At 39.1% G+C, this 14,924-nt stretch carries 19 protein-coding genes and 1 pseudogene; 5 read left to right on the top strand and 15 right to left on the bottom strand.

Translation table 11 applies throughout. From position 1 onward, the window contains the following. Window positions 1-289: 289 nt before the first annotated feature. The 9 genes and pseudogenes from HMPREF0106_RS08590 to HMPREF0106_RS08555 all read right to left on the bottom strand — a co-directional run bounded on the left by HMPREF0106_RS08590 (window position 290) and on the right by HMPREF0106_RS08555 (window position 4,754). Entirely contained in the window at window positions 290-934 is a 645-nt protein-coding gene (locus tag HMPREF0106_RS08590) for a hypothetical protein (protein ID WP_009040464.1), read from the bottom strand. Continuing rightward, window positions 931-1,197 carry an Imm17 family immunity protein gene (locus tag HMPREF0106_RS08585; protein ID WP_008776553.1) on the bottom strand — a complete coding sequence of 89 codons (267 nt, stop codon included), beginning with the start codon at window positions 1,195-1,197 and terminating at the stop codon, window positions 931-933. Before HMPREF0106_RS08585 ends, HMPREF0106_RS08590 begins: the two co-directional genes overlap by 4 nt. 48 nt (window positions 1,198-1,245) lie before the next feature. After that, entirely contained in the window at window positions 1,246-1,653 is a 408-nt protein-coding gene (locus HMPREF0106_RS08580) for a DUF6578 domain-containing protein (RefSeq protein WP_008776554.1), read from the bottom strand. A gap of 44 nt (window positions 1,654-1,697) precedes the next feature. Next, on the bottom strand, window positions 1,698-2,210 hold the full coding sequence (locus tag HMPREF0106_RS27890) for a hypothetical protein (RefSeq protein ID WP_229097238.1): 513 nt from the start codon (window positions 2,208-2,210) through the stop codon (window positions 1,698-1,700). A gap of 234 nt (window positions 2,211-2,444) precedes the next feature. After that, window positions 2,445-2,573, bottom strand: a pseudogene (locus tag HMPREF0106_RS28130) (pentapeptide repeat-containing protein); the annotation flags it as partial. Between the two features lie 98 nt (window positions 2,574-2,671). After that, window positions 2,672-2,938 (bottom strand): hypothetical protein, encoded by a 267-nt coding sequence (locus HMPREF0106_RS08570; RefSeq protein WP_008776556.1) that lies wholly within the window; start codon window positions 2,936-2,938, stop codon window positions 2,672-2,674. A gap of 80 nt (window positions 2,939-3,018) precedes the next feature. After that, window positions 3,019-3,417: a hypothetical protein gene (locus HMPREF0106_RS08565; protein WP_009040465.1), complete on the bottom strand. Its 399-nt coding sequence runs from the start codon at window positions 3,415-3,417 to the stop codon at window positions 3,019-3,021. 183 nt (window positions 3,418-3,600) lie between these two features. Next, on the bottom strand, window positions 3,601-4,359 hold the full coding sequence (locus tag HMPREF0106_RS08560) for a DUF4241 domain-containing protein (protein ID WP_008776558.1): 759 nt from the start codon (window positions 4,357-4,359) through the stop codon (window positions 3,601-3,603). A gap of 149 nt (window positions 4,360-4,508) precedes the next feature. After that, entirely contained in the window at window positions 4,509-4,754 is a 246-nt protein-coding gene (locus tag HMPREF0106_RS08555) for a hypothetical protein (RefSeq protein WP_008776559.1), read from the bottom strand. Window positions 4,755-5,007: 253 nt separating this feature from the next. On the opposite strand from HMPREF0106_RS08555, the gene HMPREF0106_RS08550 reads away from it, so the two are divergent. From HMPREF0106_RS08550 to HMPREF0106_RS08535, 4 genes are all read left to right on the top strand, one after another. After that, a complete protein-coding gene (locus HMPREF0106_RS08550; RefSeq protein ID WP_008776560.1) occupies window positions 5,008-5,736 on the top strand; it encodes a transcriptional regulator in 729 nt (242 codons plus the stop codon). Window positions 5,737-5,841: 105 nt separating this feature from the next. Continuing rightward, window positions 5,842-6,285 (top strand): GNAT family N-acetyltransferase, encoded by a 444-nt coding sequence (locus tag HMPREF0106_RS08545; protein ID WP_008776561.1) that lies wholly within the window; start codon window positions 5,842-5,844, stop codon window positions 6,283-6,285. Between the two features lie 9 nt (window positions 6,286-6,294). Beyond that, on the top strand, window positions 6,295-6,975 hold the full coding sequence (locus tag HMPREF0106_RS08540) for an RNA polymerase sigma factor (protein ID WP_008776562.1): 681 nt from the start codon (window positions 6,295-6,297) through the stop codon (window positions 6,973-6,975). A gap of 61 nt (window positions 6,976-7,036) precedes the next feature. After that, window positions 7,037-7,561, top strand: a complete 525-nt coding sequence (locus HMPREF0106_RS08535) for a DinB family protein (RefSeq protein WP_008776563.1) — start codon at window positions 7,037-7,039, stop codon at window positions 7,559-7,561. 441 nt (window positions 7,562-8,002) lie between these two features. Here HMPREF0106_RS08535 and HMPREF0106_RS08530 read toward each other — a convergent pair whose 3' ends face one another. From HMPREF0106_RS08530 to HMPREF0106_RS08505, 6 genes are all read right to left on the bottom strand, one after another. Then, window positions 8,003-8,470 carry a macro domain-containing protein gene (locus HMPREF0106_RS08530; protein WP_008776564.1) on the bottom strand — a complete coding sequence of 156 codons (468 nt, stop codon included), beginning with the start codon at window positions 8,468-8,470 and terminating at the stop codon, window positions 8,003-8,005. A 33-nt stretch (window positions 8,471-8,503) separates the two neighbouring features. After that, window positions 8,504-9,856, bottom strand: coding sequence for a cell envelope integrity protein CreD (gene creD, locus HMPREF0106_RS08525; protein WP_009040466.1), 1,353 nt, complete (start codon window positions 9,854-9,856; stop codon window positions 8,504-8,506). A gap of 26 nt (window positions 9,857-9,882) precedes the next feature. Continuing rightward, the gene (locus tag HMPREF0106_RS08520; protein ID WP_004313179.1) at window positions 9,883-10,179 is read right to left on the bottom strand and encodes a winged helix-turn-helix domain-containing protein; all 297 of its coding nucleotides are present in this window, start codon (window positions 10,177-10,179) and stop codon (window positions 9,883-9,885) included. Continuing rightward, window positions 10,180-10,779 (bottom strand): hypothetical protein, encoded by a 600-nt coding sequence (locus tag HMPREF0106_RS08515; protein WP_009040467.1) that lies wholly within the window; start codon window positions 10,777-10,779, stop codon window positions 10,180-10,182. A 231-nt stretch (window positions 10,780-11,010) separates the two neighbouring features. Then, a complete protein-coding gene (locus HMPREF0106_RS08510) occupies window positions 11,011-12,501 on the bottom strand; it encodes a UxaA family hydrolase (RefSeq protein WP_009040468.1) in 1,491 nt (496 codons plus the stop codon). A 30-nt stretch (window positions 12,502-12,531) separates the two neighbouring features. Continuing rightward, complete coding sequence (locus HMPREF0106_RS08505; RefSeq protein WP_004303832.1) at window positions 12,532-13,596, bottom strand: LacI family DNA-binding transcriptional regulator; 1,065 nt, start codon at window positions 13,594-13,596, stop codon at window positions 12,532-12,534. Window positions 13,597-13,849: 253 nt separating this feature from the next. On the opposite strand from HMPREF0106_RS08505, the gene HMPREF0106_RS08500 reads away from it, so the two are divergent. Beyond that, window positions 13,850-14,875, top strand: coding sequence for a sugar kinase (locus HMPREF0106_RS08500; RefSeq protein WP_004313177.1), 1,026 nt, complete (start codon window positions 13,850-13,852; stop codon window positions 14,873-14,875). Window positions 14,876-14,924 lie beyond the last annotated feature (49 nt).

Raw genomic sequence — 14,924 nt, forward strand, 5'->3', positions numbered from 1 at the left:
GGATTTTCTTTGGGATACATACAGCCAATGCGGTATGTATGATAGAAAAGGTCGAAAAGAAAAAAAGAAAGGCAGCATAATCTAACTAAAATAACAGGAAAAACAGGAGAGGTTTTAACTTCCCCTAAAAAAGACATGTACATAATGCATGGGTGGGAAGGAAAAAATAAGAATATGTAAACAATATTCTACAAAAAAGATAGAAGACTGGGAGAGTTGAACGAAAAAATCAAGAGAAAAGCTCACGTAAAGCAAAGCTTTTCTCTTGATTTTTTAGAAAGAGGAACATTTACTGAATATCCCGATTTAATTCCTGGCAATCCACAGACAGCTCATTCACTACTTTCCAACCAAAGATACCGTTATGTAGGGTAACGTGCAACGTGCAGCCTACAGCTACCTGTGCATCTATTGGTACATGGAAATAAAGCTGTTCTCCGGGATTACCGATACTTTCAGCCTGTAATACACGACATTCAGGCAGAAAAGCACGATAGCGGGATGAGTTGTTCGGACGCTGGAAACGTACTTTCGTCACCCGATATTCCGCTTGGACAGATGCATCATCCGCCATCCATCGGTTAGTATGTAACAACAAGCTGATGCCAATACCATGCAGGAAAAATCCAATTGCAAAGCTCCATCCCAGTGTTTTTAGGTAATAACTAAACGGTGTGCCTTTGTTTGCTGCCAGCACACCTATGATGGTGATGAATATTGCTGTGGTGAGCATCATAATAAGTATAAGCTGCCGATAACTGACACCACACAAGGCCGTACTGTTTAGTAATGCTCTATCCGGAGATAACAGATAGAGCAATACGACAAATAATATAAGGGCGCCTGTCAGTATTAGAAGGCAGCCTACTGTCTCCTTACGGTCTTTTCGCTTCTCACGAAGTTCGCCGACGGTGGTGAATCTACGGTATTTCATGATTTCATAAATATCATTATCCCGATCCCACCAAGCATGATGATGATAGCATTGATAATCATTCCGACTCTCAATCCTTTTTCGCCGAATACGTCATATAACCACAGGAGAAAATTGAATCTTCCGGTGCGTTGTCCCGTCATGTCAAATATCCATTCCCATCGGCGAATAGCCCCGATAAGGACTAAAGCTCCCAAAGCGATGAGGATTAAACCGCCACTTGTTGGTGTCAGGTTGCTAAAAAAATCTTGTTCTTTTTCCATGTTTGTTATTTTAGTTTTATTGTTTAACTAACAATGTTTGGCAGCGTGCTATTTTAAACCGCGTACTGTTTGGTTAGTAACTTTTTTAATGCTAACGTTTCTCAATACTACAATATAAGAGTCAAAAGTCATTCCATTAATTTCTTCTTCATATCCGTTAGCATCAACCACACTTCTAAGAAGGCTTGAAACAGGAATTAGAAATTGAGGATTGGCTGCAGATGGCTTATATTTTGTATAAATCGCATTTATTTGATGGACTGTTCCTTGTAAAATATGTAATCCATCACTCGTTTCATAATGTGCATCGTATATGTATTCTATTGTTTGGTTGACGTCAGTTAGTGTTTTATTGAAAGTAAAAACATCCCATCTAACCATATCGTTTATACTGAATGGTTGACCGCAACATTGCATCTGCCATCCTTCATAAAGTACTGTGTAGTAATTTTCCATATGTTTTTGTTTACTTGGTTAATAATATCCGGTAGTGTGTAGCATTATGTTGTTAGCTGTTTGCTATCGTCCAATTCCCTTTTTGCTTTTATAAATAGCTCCATTAACCTATCAGCAAATTCCTCATTCTCAAAATGTTTGAATTCATGCCAGCAAACAATCGTTATCGGTGCTTCTTCTAGTACGTTTTTTATGCAATTCAAAGCCCAACTTTTATTATCTGCATTATACCAGTCTTTTTCAATCTCTTCTGATACTCTTGCGGTAATTTTATCCAAATTCTTACCGATTAATAGATGTTTATCATCTATAGGTGGGATGATATGCTCTAATTCACATTCTTTGAAATTGATGAATTGCATCGTTGCCAATGAAAAATCGATATTCTTCATGATTACTTTAGAAGCATCAAGGATATTCTCCATTTTTGTATGTTTCTTAATCCGGAAGATAACTTGTTCTGATTTATCTGAAGTTTGATACTGTGTGATTTCCTCTTTTCTCATTCTCTGTATCATAAAATCATCTATCAAACCTACAAAGCGAACATTTTCCATATAAAGACAATATATTATGTAACTTTTTATCTTGCAGTTCTCAAATACGGTATTTGTTATATATGAAGCGTTTGTGATTTTACCTAATTTACATTTGACAAAAGTGCAATTATTCTGCCCACCGCCCCAAGCTCCGAGGTAGGTAGCAGACAAATCGACTCTTGTAAATGTGCAGTTTTCAAAGAAACAGCACCAAAATCTGGTATGTCCGCAAATAGTCTTATTGAAAATGCAATTACGGAAGTTCACGTTCTTAAAAACGACTTCGGTGATATCCGACTTTGTGAAATCATAATCCACAAAATCCATATTCTCAAATTTTGCATCTTCCGCTATTTTTAAGCCCTTGTATTCAGTGTTCATTTTCTGTCTTATTTTGCGGGTGATAATGTTCGGCAGCGTATGCTTTTGGCGGTGTGCTGTTTGTTAGCAATACATTATGAATGTTTGCAATGCAGAACCTAATACTTTTCCCATAATTTATTGATATTGGAACGTCTGACTTTTTCTCCTTCTCTCAAATCAGGCAAAGAAAGCAGTGTTTTATCATGTTCGATAATTTGTTCTATTGAAACAATATAAGCATCATCTTCTTTAATTGTATATGCATGAAAACATAGCCAATCACCATCATCATCGTATATAACATTAGTTATTGGTTTATTTTCAATCATAACTTGCTTTGAAGTTATAACTGGCTTCAGCTTTTCTTCATTAATTATTTTCATAACTTTCTATTATTTAATTATTATTGCTAGTGTTAAGTCACTAACTGATTTTGGACAGTTTGCAGGTTGTTATCATCTAGTTAATATAGGGTTAAATCCCGCACAGTGTTATTTTTCCAAATAAAGCTGAAACAATAATCCAAATCGTCTGTGGTAAATGTGATTTCCCAGCTATCGTTGTACTTGACGGATGCTTTTATTTCTTCCGGATAAAATCTATTCTGCCACGAAATATATGCTTCTTCTTTATGTGCCAATCGGCTTTCATTAGGTAATAAGCTTTCCACCCGGGCAATCACTGATTTCCAATTCTCCAACAATGCCTGTAAATCCAATAACTGTTGTGACAAAGGAGCTGAAGCATCTCCTTCTAACCAAATCACAGTTTCCGCCGAATATGATGGTAACTGTACTGTGCTCCACCAGGCGTAGTGCTCATTCTGCCACCAATCACAAACCTTAGAGTGAAAGATTCCCAAATCTTTTACTGCATATTCTTTTTTTTGTTCCTAATAAAATATTTACCAGCTTTTTGAAAGATCCCATTGCTTCTATTTTTTAGTTTGTTGCGAATGACTTTAAAAGGAATGACATAATTAGTCTCCTTTTTCTTTTGATTATCAATTGTAGTAGGTTATTGTAAGATCTTCAATCTTGGCACTCTATTCTTCATTTTCTGTTTCCTCACTATAAGCCAATTGGATATCAATAAACTGAATGACTAATTGACAAATGGTTCCATTTTCATCAATACCCCAATATACGGGATAGGCACCATCTCCAAATCCGGATTGAAAAATTGGCATATGATATTCTGTTCCCGGTACCTGCCAATTCAGCCAGTCGCCTCCTTTGCGCTGATATTCCGGATGTTGGTTATAATTCTCTTTAAATAGAGATGCAAAATATCCATCGTAGGGGTTATCATCAGGATTATCTTTGCGCCATTGTTCATCCCAATCACAATAAATGCGATGAAGTACCTCGTCACAGATACAGCCCAGTCCAGCATCGACACAAAAGCCAAAATAATCTCCATCTTCCAATGTGTCAAGGTCTTCATTTCCGACCAATGCTTCGTAGAAGCGAACAGCTCGTTTTTCAGAAAAACATAGACGTACAGCGGCATAGCGGTCGCAATCCTCACCATCAGATTTGACTACACATATTTCAGTGTGATATGTTCCTGTAGGAGCAGTTAGAAGATAGGGGCGTTCACTACGGTCAGAGAGATATACCAATGGATCTCTTACCAACACTTTCCCGCTTGGTAAATCACATGCCCCAATGTCCATTATAGCTAATGCTTTTCCGGCGATTTCTTTCTGTTCAAAATAAGTATTCAGGTCAACGGGACAAACAGTCTTTTCTTTTACTGCTTCCCATTTTTCCATCCATTTGTTGTCATTAACTGTTTCCATATTTTTCTTTATTTATTAGTTGTTAATTGCGGGTAGCTTTTGTCATTAGGTCGCACAGATGTATGTTAATAACCTTTTTACCACTCTTCAAAGTTTTCTTCTATAAAAACTGCAAGTCGTTATTTATAAAATCATTCTTTTTCATTTTACTATTGCACTGTCGATAACGTTGTACTAACAGCGGTAATTTGTCCTTCGCTGTTATTTTTTTTAATTATACCATTAAAACTTTCTTCTAAAATATCGTCGAACGATCTCTTCTTTTTGGTATTTAGCAGCTTTCCAACAATTGATTTGGGCAGTAATGTATACTGGCTTTGCTTGCCTTTACTCTGACAGGCGTGTATCAGCAGATGGGGTATATTTATTCTATCTTTTGCCTGATATGCTTTCATGTTTGTATCTTATAAAATAGTTATCATTTATTTAAAGATTATATTTTCATATAGATCACATATAATCATCTTGTATTTAGCAGTATACTAATTATACTGTTTTTTGTAACGAGTGATACGCAAATGTAATGATAATATTTATAAGAAAATTATTTCTCTAAATATTTATTTATTTTTATTTTATTCGAACTTGCTTACTTATAATTTCGGGTAAATTATTACCTTTGCTACCAATCGAAGATAACCGTTTGAAATGAAAGAGGATAAGACGCAAAGAATACGCCGTACTCGCAACGAATTAAAGGAGGCTACCCTCCGAGCTGTGTCGGAACTATCAAAAGAAAAAGGATTGTCCCGTATCACGATGGTGGATATTGGGGAGAAAGCAGGCATTCGTGTAGACGTGTTGAAACGTAACTACACTTCTGTGGAGAAGATACTTTCGCTTTATGCCGCTTCGGTAGACTATTGGATTTCTGATCTGTTCACCCCCAAACATCCGATGGCGACAATTAATGAAAAGGTAATGGCCGAAGTCTTTACCAATCTTGCCAATGCCCTCTATAACGATAGTGAGATGCAAAAACTGCTTCTTTGGGAATTGTCCGAAGATAATCCTACTACTCGTCGGCTGGCAGCCAACCGGGAATTATTCTATGCTGATGTATTTACCCGCTACAATGATCTGTTTAAGGATACAGGGCTTCACATCGATATTATTTCGGCATTGATAAATGCAGGTATCTATTACCTGATTCTTCACCGTAAACGTTCCACTTTTTGGGGTGTAGACTTCTCAAAACGTCCGGAACGAAAACGGTTTATCGAAGCCATCGGTCAGGTGATTACCTTAATCTTCAATACTCTTGAACAACAAAAACAAACAGTGGAGATAGCTCGCAAACTCAAACTGAAAGGCGTTGCTCTTGATGTGATAGCCGAATGTACGGGGTTGTCAAACGAGTTTGTGGAACAGTTGTAGTGTCCAGAAAGTTTATATCTTTGCAATAAACTATTTTATAGGTTGTTGATAAACAAATATAACGGTACAGGTCAATGACTTCCACACCGTTCAATATCTAAAAATATGGAGATAAAACTAGTAACTTCAGATAAAAAAGAATTCCTCGATTTATTACTCTTGGCTGATGAACAAGAGGATATGATTGACCGATATTTGGAACGTGGTGACATGTTTGTTCTTTATGATGACGGGCTGAAAGCTCTTTGTGTGGTGACACGTGAGGGGGAAGGTGTTTATGAAATCAAGAATATAGCTACTGTTCCTTTCTTCCAGCGCCAGGGGTACGGAAAACGTTTAATAGAGTTTTTATTTGAATATTATCAAGGGAAGTGCTCTGAAATGTTGGTGGGCACAGGAGATGTACCTTCTTCCAGATCATTCTATGAACATTGTGGTTTTGCGATTTCTCACCGGATAAAGAATTTCTTTACTGACAACTACGATCATCCGATGTATGAGGATGGTGTGCAGTTGGTGGATATGATATATTTGAAGAAAACATTTTAGTGTGTAACGATGGAAATAGATATCAATCATTTGGTGAAAGAATATGGAAATATGATTTCCATGATTGCTCACCGGATGATTCAGAATAAAGAAATCGCCCGCGAAGCAGCACAGGAAGTGTGGTATGAACTTTGCAAAAGTATCAGTAGCTTTAAAGGCGATTCGGAGATTTCTACATGGATATACACTATCGCTCGTCGCACTATTGGCAGATATGCAGCATGTGAAAAGCAGGTGAAAATGTCGGAAATCGAATATTTCCGTTCGTTGCCGGAAATTGAATATTCCGGTGGGGAAGAAGCGAAGCGGGAATGGATAAAAGAAAGGTGCGACTGGTGTATCACCGCTTTAAATCATTGTCTGAATAATGATGCTCGTCTGATTTTTATCTTTAGAGAAAATGTCGGGTTGCCTTATCGGCAGATTGGCGAAATCATGGAACTGAAAGAAAGTAATGTGCGGCAAATCTATAATCGTTCCATTCAGAAAATCACAGCTTTTATGAATGATACTTGCCCGTTATATAATCCCGATGGTGCTTGTAAATGTCGCATTTGCAAACCGGTATATTCTATTGATATGGATAAAGAATATACAATGGTGCAACGAATGATGAGGCTTGCCGATTTATATAGGAAGTTTGAAAAAGAACTACCGAGGAAAAATTATTGGGAGAAATTCTTGCAGTAAGTTGTCACAAAGCTCATTTGCTTTTCCACTAACTATATGTATAATTAAAAAACATATAGTTATGAGTAAAATTGACTTTTTAAAGGAGCAGATTATAGAAGCTCGCACATTTGTGAATCGTTTGATGTCTGAATTGCCGGAAGATTTGTGGTATGTTATTCCTGAAGGAACAGATTCTAACTTTATTTGGCAAGTGGGACATCTGCTTGTTTCACAGAATTTCCATACACTGACAGCTGTTACCGGAGTGAACGAAAAGGTGGGGCGGTTAGTGCCTCCTATCCCAAAATATAATAGAATATTCAATGGTATGGGAACATTGCATCGTTCCATAGAAAAGGACTTGATTCCAGTTGCTGAATTGAGAGAACAAACGGAAATTGTTCATCAAATCTGTATCGAGAATCTGGAAACTCTGAATGATGATGTTTTGGCAGAGTGCTTGCAGCCTCTCCCGTTTAAACATCCTGTTGCGGAAACTAAATATGAAGCATTGTCGTGGAGCTTTAAACATGAAATGTGGCATAGTGCAGAAATGGAAGCTATCAAAAGAGATTTAGGTTATCCAATCGTTTGGATGAAATAATGATTATGTCCATTTCTATTACTGTGTAAATAAATAGACTTATTAATGACCTGCTATTGTATGCAAACGTGTTTCTCAATTTTTACAATTAAGGACTGCGCTCTTAATAAATGTACTTTCTGTTTATAATAAACTTTTTGATAGTTTATTATAAACGGTATCAGAGTTTATTAAAAACTATTTTGATCGTTTTTAGAGATTCGATAGAATGAATTAAGTAAAAATATAAACAAAATAGGGCAATGATCGTTAGATCATTGCCCTATGATATATCTGTACTAATACTGAAATGTATCAGTTTAAAGGCTGTTTATGTCTCTATTTTTCTTATATTTTTCATTCCTCTTATTGCTTTTGTTTCCTCAAAGATACAAAATAAAAAGCCATTTGTCAAGTGTTTCAGAAGAAAGCCTCTTGTTTATTGAGTAACTCTGGATTTATTCATAAATCATATACGGTTACAGCTATTTCTTTATCAATTAATTCTTCTTTGATAATTTGTTCGATAACCTCCCATTTCCCGCCAGCCAATCCACAACCAATTCGTGGCATATGTATACTTGCCTTCTGTTCCATTGCAAACAAGGCTACTTTTTTTAAACATTGTCGGACTGCTTCATAGCGGATAGGAGGTAATCCATTTGTATTTTTGTAGATACCCTGCTGTCCTATCATATTGGCGACATATATATCATCTGCCACGTGGACGAACTGTACATCTCCTAAGGAGAATTCTTCTTGGGATTTATACCATTGGCGGTAAGCTTCTTCGGTAACTTTCCATTTTTTGGAAAGTGCCAATACGAATCCTTTTCCCCATCCTCCAATATCATTGCAGATGTGAGTGATGATTTTATTACCCGGTGAGATAGGAGATGTAGCATCTCCTTTAATATATATTATATCCATAGTTTTCTAATTGACAGCTTGAAAAATAGAATCTTATTCATTAAACCAGTCTATTTTCTTTGAAAAATACATCACTATTGCCAGAATGATAAACAGCCCTAAGCTGCCTGCCAATAATGCGAAAGTCTCCAGTTGGATAAGCACAAAGATGTAAATATAGAGTATAGTCAACAAACCGGACATGATTAATGACGGTTTCTTTTTCTTGGTGATTCCGAACATATATCCGCCTACCAGTATAATAGTCAGTGCAGAAGATAACAAATAGGCAGGGTTGAAACCGACGTGTTCGGAGAAGGAGAGGAGCAGGCTGTAGAATAGACAGAGAGCCAGTCCTACCAATAAATACTGCAAGGCATGAATGCGGGTCTTGTTCATGATTTCAGTGAAGAAGATAACTCCGAAAGTCAGTAGGATAATCAGAATAGCATACTTTGCGGAACGCATGGACTGTTGGTACTGTTCCACCGGAATTTTGAAGTTCACACCGAAACTGGAACTCTCAATATCTTTGATATTTGAGGTGTTGAAGTCAACCATCACCTGTGAGTAATTCCGGTTCAAGTTTAAGACTTGCCATTGTGCGGAAAATTCCTTCTCCGTAATATTCCGGTTGTTAGGCAGATAGTTTCCGGTAAAGCTCGGTGTATTCCAGTTGGCTTTCAGATCTACACGAGTTGTTTTACCCAATGGAATAAAGTTGAATGACTGTGAACCTTTCAGTTTGATTTTTATTTCATAAGGCAGTTTTTTATTCTGCTTCAATTCCGATAAATTAGCGATTGCATGAACTCCGGTGTTATCTATTCCTCTGTTGTCCATGCCAGGCTCGAATATATAAACAGAATCTCCCAGAGTGATGCTGATTTGTTCGCTGATACCCCGCATATCGGTCAGGTTCAAGCAAATAGCTGCCCTGTCAAACTGCAACTGGTCCATGTCTATTCTGCTCTTTTTCAATTCTTCCGAACTGAATGACCCTTTCAATGTCAGTTCCGATTGATATACATTGACCTCATAGATACTTCTTTTCAGGATTTCAGTCTTCAGTTGTCCGTTGACCATAAGCTCGTCAGGAAAAAGTATCAGGTCTTTGATGGAAATCTTCTTCTCACCGTTGTTTTCAGTGACAACCGGATACTGGAGATTCAGGTAAGGGCCAGTGATGGTCTGTGCAAGACTCCATTTTTCGCTTACCTCGTCGATAGCTTCTTCCTGGGTTCGTCCCCGTTCGGAAATAAGATTCTCAATCATAAACATGGGGATCATCAGGAGAAGGATTAATAATCCGATGATGACAACCTTGATTGTTTTGGAGAAACGGTGGAGGCATCCCATAGGTTGCTGCGCCTGTTGCTCATTTGAATTTTCATTGAAAGCGTCCATAAGCCAGTAGTGTTTTGATGAATTATTTATTTTGATTTTAGAAATTTCTCTAAGGCTTCAATATGCGATTTGAAAGCTTCTCTGCCTTGCGGGGTTGCCTGAAAAACAGTCCGTGGCTTTCGTCCGACAAAACTTTTGTTGCATACGATATATCCCAGTTCTTCCAGGGCACGGGTATGGCTGGCAAGATTGCCGTCGGTCAGAGAGAGCTGTTCTTTCAGAAAATTGAAATCAGCTTCCTCATTTACCATCAGAATAGCCATGATGCCCAGTCGGACCTTGCTTTCGAATGCTTTATTAATATATTGGAATGCTTCTATCATTTATGATCTCTTTCTTTCGTAGTGTAAATAGAACAATATACCATAGAGGATATGGAAACCGCCGAAACCGATGGTCCAGAACAGTAGTGAATGACCTTCCCAAAAACAGTCTACGATGCCCAAACAGATGAAAGCATAACCTAACCATACGATGCTGGAATAAGTAAACTTGGAAACGTTGACTAGTGCCAGCCCATAAAATAGAAGCATGACAGAAGCCAAAATGTCGTAATACTCGTGCATAAGGATGGAAATACATAAAACACCTCCGGTCAGCATCGGAAGAGAGAAATTCCACAATGCCCGGTAAGTGAGGCGGCTGAAAAATTTTTGCCCTGTCTTCTTGGATTTGTAATAGGACAGGATGCAAGCAGTGACCGCAGCAGCTACCAATACGAGCGAGGCTATTATAGCCATCAATTCAAGGGCAACAATTAAATGAGTGCCCGGTGTAATAACTTGTGTGGCGATATATGCGCCAACTAATGCGTAAATGCCCGCCATGATTGCAGCGAGACCACTTAGAGAGATAAACTTTGAGGACTTTTCCATCAACTCTTTTATCTCATTTACCGATTCTAATGCTTTATCTTTATTCATATAAAAAGTACTTTGTATTGCAAAGTAAAATAAAAGATTTCAGATGAACAAACTTTTTGCTTGAATATTTTGATAATAAAGAGTTCAATGGTATGATGAGGCTTTGATATGGTATTATACAAAAAAGAATTGCTGTCCCGTTCAACTTCTTGTTGAGTAGGGGATAGCAATTCTATGGTGTTAACGATGTGTCTTTTAACTTCGTATAAGTTACTGTATCAAAAAAATAATTTACAAGGTTACGCCTGTTTTAAAGATAGCAATTTCGCGATAGCCTTTCTTTTCGTTGTTTACGAATTCACCGCTTGCTACTTTGATAATATAATCAATGAAGCGTTCACAAGTCTTTTCCATTGGTTTGTTTTCTACAATTACACCAGCATTGAAGTCAATCCATCCCGGTTTGTTTTTAGCCAGCGTCGAGTTGGTGGAAATCTTCATGGTTGGAACAAAAGTACCGAAAGGAGTACCACGTCCGGTGGTGAAAAGTACCATGTGACATCCGCTTGCAGCAAGGGTGGTGGCTGCAACCAGGTCATTGCCCGGAGCAGAAAGCAGATTAAGACCTTTTTTCTGTAAACGTTCACCGTAAGGCATCACGCCGGATACATAGCTCTTTCCGCACTTTTGGGTACATCCCAGTGCTTTTTCTTCCAGGGTAGAGATACCGCCGGCTTTGTTTCCCGGAGAAGGATTTTCACCGACAGGCTCTCCGTGTGACAGGAAGTATTCTTTGAAGTCATTAATCAGATGGACGGTCTGTTCAAACAGTTCCTCGTTTTTGCAACGGTTCATCAGGATGGTTTCTGCACCGAACATTTCCGGTACTTCGGTCAATACGCTTGTACCTCCCTGTGCAATCAGGAAATCGGAGAACATACCCAATAGCGGGTTTGCCGTAATGCCGGAGAAACCATCGGAACCACCGCATTTCAATCCCACACGCAGTTCGGACAAAGGAACATCGGTGCGTTCGTCTTTAGAAGCCTTTGCATATAAATCACGTAGGATTTCCATTCCTTCTTCATACTCGTCACCTACCTTTTGAGTAACCATGAACTTCACGCGGTCTTCATCAAACTCGCCCAGAAACTCACGGAACACGTCCGGCTGGTTATTTTCGCATCCCAAGCCTACTACCAATACAGCGCCTGCATTGGGGTGAAGCACCATGTCACGAAGAATCTTTTTCGTATTTTCGTGGTCGTCACCAAGTTGTGAGCAACCGTAGTTGTGTGGGAAAGCGACAATGGCATCCACTCCCTTACCTTCGGTTTCGCGACGCAGTCCTTCAGCCAGTTGACCGATGATACCGTTTACGCAACCTACTGTCGGGATAATCCATATTTCGTTTCTTACCCCTACATCACCGTTTTTGCGACGATAACCTTTGAATGTAAGATCTTTATGAGGAATATCCAAAGAAACCTGAATCGGGTTGTAAGTGTAATCCAACAATCCGGCGAGGTTGGTTTTGATGTTCGTTTCGTTCATCCAGTCACCCTGTTTCTTTGCCATTCGTGCATGTCCGATAGGATAACCGTACTTGATTACATTTTCGCCTTCAGCAAAATTCTTCAATGCGAATTTATGTCCGGCAGGAATGTCTTCGTTCAATGTAATTTCAATGCCATCTACAGAAAGATGCTCTCCTGCCGGGAGGTTAACAATGGCAACGGCAACGTTGTCGGCAGGATTAATTCTTAAATACTTTGTTTCCATGTAATGTACTTGTAAAGTTGTACTTTGTTGTTATTTGCTATGGTAATAGTCTATTGTTTCTACCGTTAACAAGTCGATGGGCATATAGTTGATGCAGGTCACTTCTTTCTTGAAAATAAGGTGATCGCAAAGAGCTTTGATGCCATTGGCGCCTTGCAGTTCCGGTTGCTGGGCAATGAGGAAAGAGATGCTTCCTTCTTTCAGGCAGGTGACATTCCGTTCCAGAAGGTCATAACCTATCAGATTGAAATCTTTCTTTCCGCGACTTTGCAGGTATTCGCCGACGATATAGGCTTTAGAGTTGAATGTGATTCCGTTCTTCACTGTCGGGTAGGTACGGAAGAATTCATCCAGCATCTCATTGTCTTCGTCGTTGCGTTCGGCATGCAAGTCGAGCTCCAGTATAGTACAAGACGGATGATGTTCTTTCATGTACTGCCTGAAACCGATTTCTCTGTTCTCTTGCTGGTTAGAACCCACAATTCCTTCATGTATTTTGCGGAAAATAACGATTTCCTTTTCATCCCGTGCCAGTAACATCATCATTCTGGCAGCAAAATATCCGCTTTGGCGTGAGTTCTGACCGAAGAAGGCGAGAGGAGGAACGTCTTTGATATTGGAATCTATATATATATAAGGTATATCCAATGCCTGCAACTGATCGGTGAAACCTTTCGTATATTGCGGAGCGGTAGGAGCTACCATCACTCCGTCCGGCTGTAAAGCCAGAATGGCTTCGCTGGCATTCTCGAATGAATGGTAGTCGTACGGATCGTAATAGTTGATTTTCACCGAAGTATTGAAATCCGAATAGGTGGCAATAGCTTCGTGGATACCGGTTTCTACCGCTGTCCAGTATTCGCCTTCCAGATGCTCCGGCAGCAGACAGATAAACGTATACTTCTTATTAGAAGCCAAAGCGCTGGCGTACATGTTGGGCTGGTAGTCAAGCTGCTTCAGAATTTCTTCTACGCGTTTCTTGCTGGCTTCCGACACTCCGCTACGTCCATGAATAACGCGGTCTACTGTTCCCACTGATACATCTGCCAGACGGGCGATGTCTTTGATTCTGATCCTTTCGGGCAATTTATTCATACGATAACCTTTATTTATATAGGTTTTTGTGCTCGCACACAATAATAATCTTAATATTTTCGATACAAATATATAACAATTTTTGTAATTACGAAAATTGTTGTATCTTTGTGCCCGCACACGAAAGGTATGTGGTGTTAGTCTTTTTATGGATTAATAGACATATTATCAGCGTGTTAACCCCTAAAATAGGGATGAAATGATAAATTGAAAGTTCATAATATTAATAACTTAGAATTTAAAACATAAGATTATGGGAAAGAAAGTCGTTACATTAGGCGAAATCATGCTTAGATTATCAACTCCGGGTAATACTCGTTTTGTTCAATCTGACTCTTTTGATGTAGTATATGGTGGTGGAGAAGCTAACGTTGCAGTGAGCTGTGCCAACTACGGACATGACGCCTATTTCGTAACTAAATTACCGAAACACGAAATTGGACAGTCTGCTGTTAACGCATTGCGTAAATATGGCGTAAAGACAGACTTTATTGCCCGTGGTGGCGACCGTGTAGGTATCTACTACTTGGAAACAGGTGCTTCTATGCGTCCTAGCAAAGTTATTTATGACCGTGCTCACTCTGCTATTGCTGAAGCTGACGCTGCTGATTTCGATTTTGATGCAATCATGGAAGGTGCTGACTGGTTCCACTGGTCTGGTATCACTCCGGCTATCTCTGACAAGGCTGCCGAGTTGACTCGTCTGGCTTGTGAAGCTGCAAAACGTCACGGTGTAACTGTTTCTGTTGACTTGAACTTCCGTAAGAAACTGTGGACTAAAGAAAAAGCACAGTCTATCATGAAACCGTTGATGCAGTTTGTAGACGTATGTATCGGTAACGAAGAAGATGCAGAACTTTGTTTGGGCTTCAAGCCGGATGCTGACGTTGAGGCTGGTCACACAGATGCTGAAGGTTACAAAGGTATCTTCCAGCAGATGATGAAAGAATTCGGATTCAAATATGTAGTTTCTACTTTGCGCGAATCTTTCTCTGCTACTCACAACGGTTGGAAAGCTATGATCTACAACGGAGAAGAATTCTATACTTCAAAACGTTATGATATCGATCCGATTATCGACCGTGTAGGTGGTGGTGACTCTTTCTCTGGCGGTATCATCCATGGTTTGATGACTAAACCTAATCAGGGTGCTGCTCTTGAATTCGCTGTTGCTGCATCTGCATTGAAACATACTATCAATGGTGACTTCAACCTTGTTTCTATAGAAGAAGTAGAAGCATTGGCTGGTGGTGATGCAAGCGGCCGCGTACAGAGATAAGCTTATTTACGATTGGACGATTTACTATTTACGATTTAATACTTTTGCG

Origin of the sequence: Bacteroides sp. D22 (genome assembly GCF_000163675.1) — a bacterium.
Classification (GTDB): Bacteria; Bacteroidota; Bacteroidia; order Bacteroidales; family Bacteroidaceae; genus Bacteroides; species Bacteroides xylanisolvens.

Excerpts from the sequence above, each read along its gene's own strand:
- HMPREF0106_RS08590 (WP_009040464.1), bottom strand. The coding sequence starts at position 934 with ATGAAATACCGTAGATTCACCACCGTCGGCGAACTTCGTGAGAAGCGA.
- HMPREF0106_RS08585 (WP_008776553.1), bottom strand. The coding sequence starts at position 1,197 with ATGGAAAAAGAACAAGATTTTTTTAGCAACCTGACACCAACAAGTGGC.
- HMPREF0106_RS08580 (WP_008776554.1), bottom strand. The coding sequence starts at position 1,653 with ATGGAAAATTACTACACAGTACTTTATGAAGGATGGCAGATGCAATGT.
- HMPREF0106_RS27890 (WP_229097238.1), bottom strand. The coding sequence starts at position 2,210 with ATGGAAAATGTTCGCTTTGTAGGTTTGATAGATGATTTTATGATACAG.
- HMPREF0106_RS08570 (WP_008776556.1), bottom strand. The coding sequence starts at position 2,938 with ATGAAAATAATTAATGAAGAAAAGCTGAAGCCAGTTATAACTTCAAAG.
- HMPREF0106_RS08560 (WP_008776558.1), bottom strand. The coding sequence starts at position 4,359 with ATGGAAACAGTTAATGACAACAAATGGATGGAAAAATGGGAAGCAGTA.
- HMPREF0106_RS08555 (WP_008776559.1), bottom strand. The coding sequence starts at position 4,754 with ATGAAAGCATATCAGGCAAAAGATAGAATAAATATACCCCATCTGCTG.
- HMPREF0106_RS08550 (WP_008776560.1), top strand. The coding sequence starts at position 5,008 with ATGAAAGAGGATAAGACGCAAAGAATACGCCGTACTCGCAACGAATTA.
- HMPREF0106_RS08545 (WP_008776561.1), top strand. The coding sequence starts at position 5,842 with ATGGAGATAAAACTAGTAACTTCAGATAAAAAAGAATTCCTCGATTTA.
- HMPREF0106_RS08540 (WP_008776562.1), top strand. The coding sequence starts at position 6,295 with ATGGAAATAGATATCAATCATTTGGTGAAAGAATATGGAAATATGATT.
- HMPREF0106_RS08535 (WP_008776563.1), top strand. The coding sequence starts at position 7,037 with ATGAGTAAAATTGACTTTTTAAAGGAGCAGATTATAGAAGCTCGCACA.
- HMPREF0106_RS08530 (WP_008776564.1), bottom strand. The coding sequence starts at position 8,470 with ATGGATATAATATATATTAAAGGAGATGCTACATCTCCTATCTCACCG.
- creD (WP_009040466.1), bottom strand. The coding sequence starts at position 9,856 with ATGGACGCTTTCAATGAAAATTCAAATGAGCAACAGGCGCAGCAACCT.
- HMPREF0106_RS08520 (WP_004313179.1), bottom strand. The coding sequence starts at position 10,179 with ATGATAGAAGCATTCCAATATATTAATAAAGCATTCGAAAGCAAGGTC.
- HMPREF0106_RS08515 (WP_009040467.1), bottom strand. The coding sequence starts at position 10,779 with ATGAATAAAGATAAAGCATTAGAATCGGTAAATGAGATAAAAGAGTTG.
- HMPREF0106_RS08510 (WP_009040468.1), bottom strand. The coding sequence starts at position 12,501 with ATGGAAACAAAGTATTTAAGAATTAATCCTGCCGACAACGTTGCCGTT.
- HMPREF0106_RS08505 (WP_004303832.1), bottom strand. The coding sequence starts at position 13,596 with ATGAATAAATTGCCCGAAAGGATCAGAATCAAAGACATCGCCCGTCTG.
- HMPREF0106_RS08500 (WP_004313177.1), top strand. The coding sequence starts at position 13,850 with ATGGGAAAGAAAGTCGTTACATTAGGCGAAATCATGCTTAGATTATCA.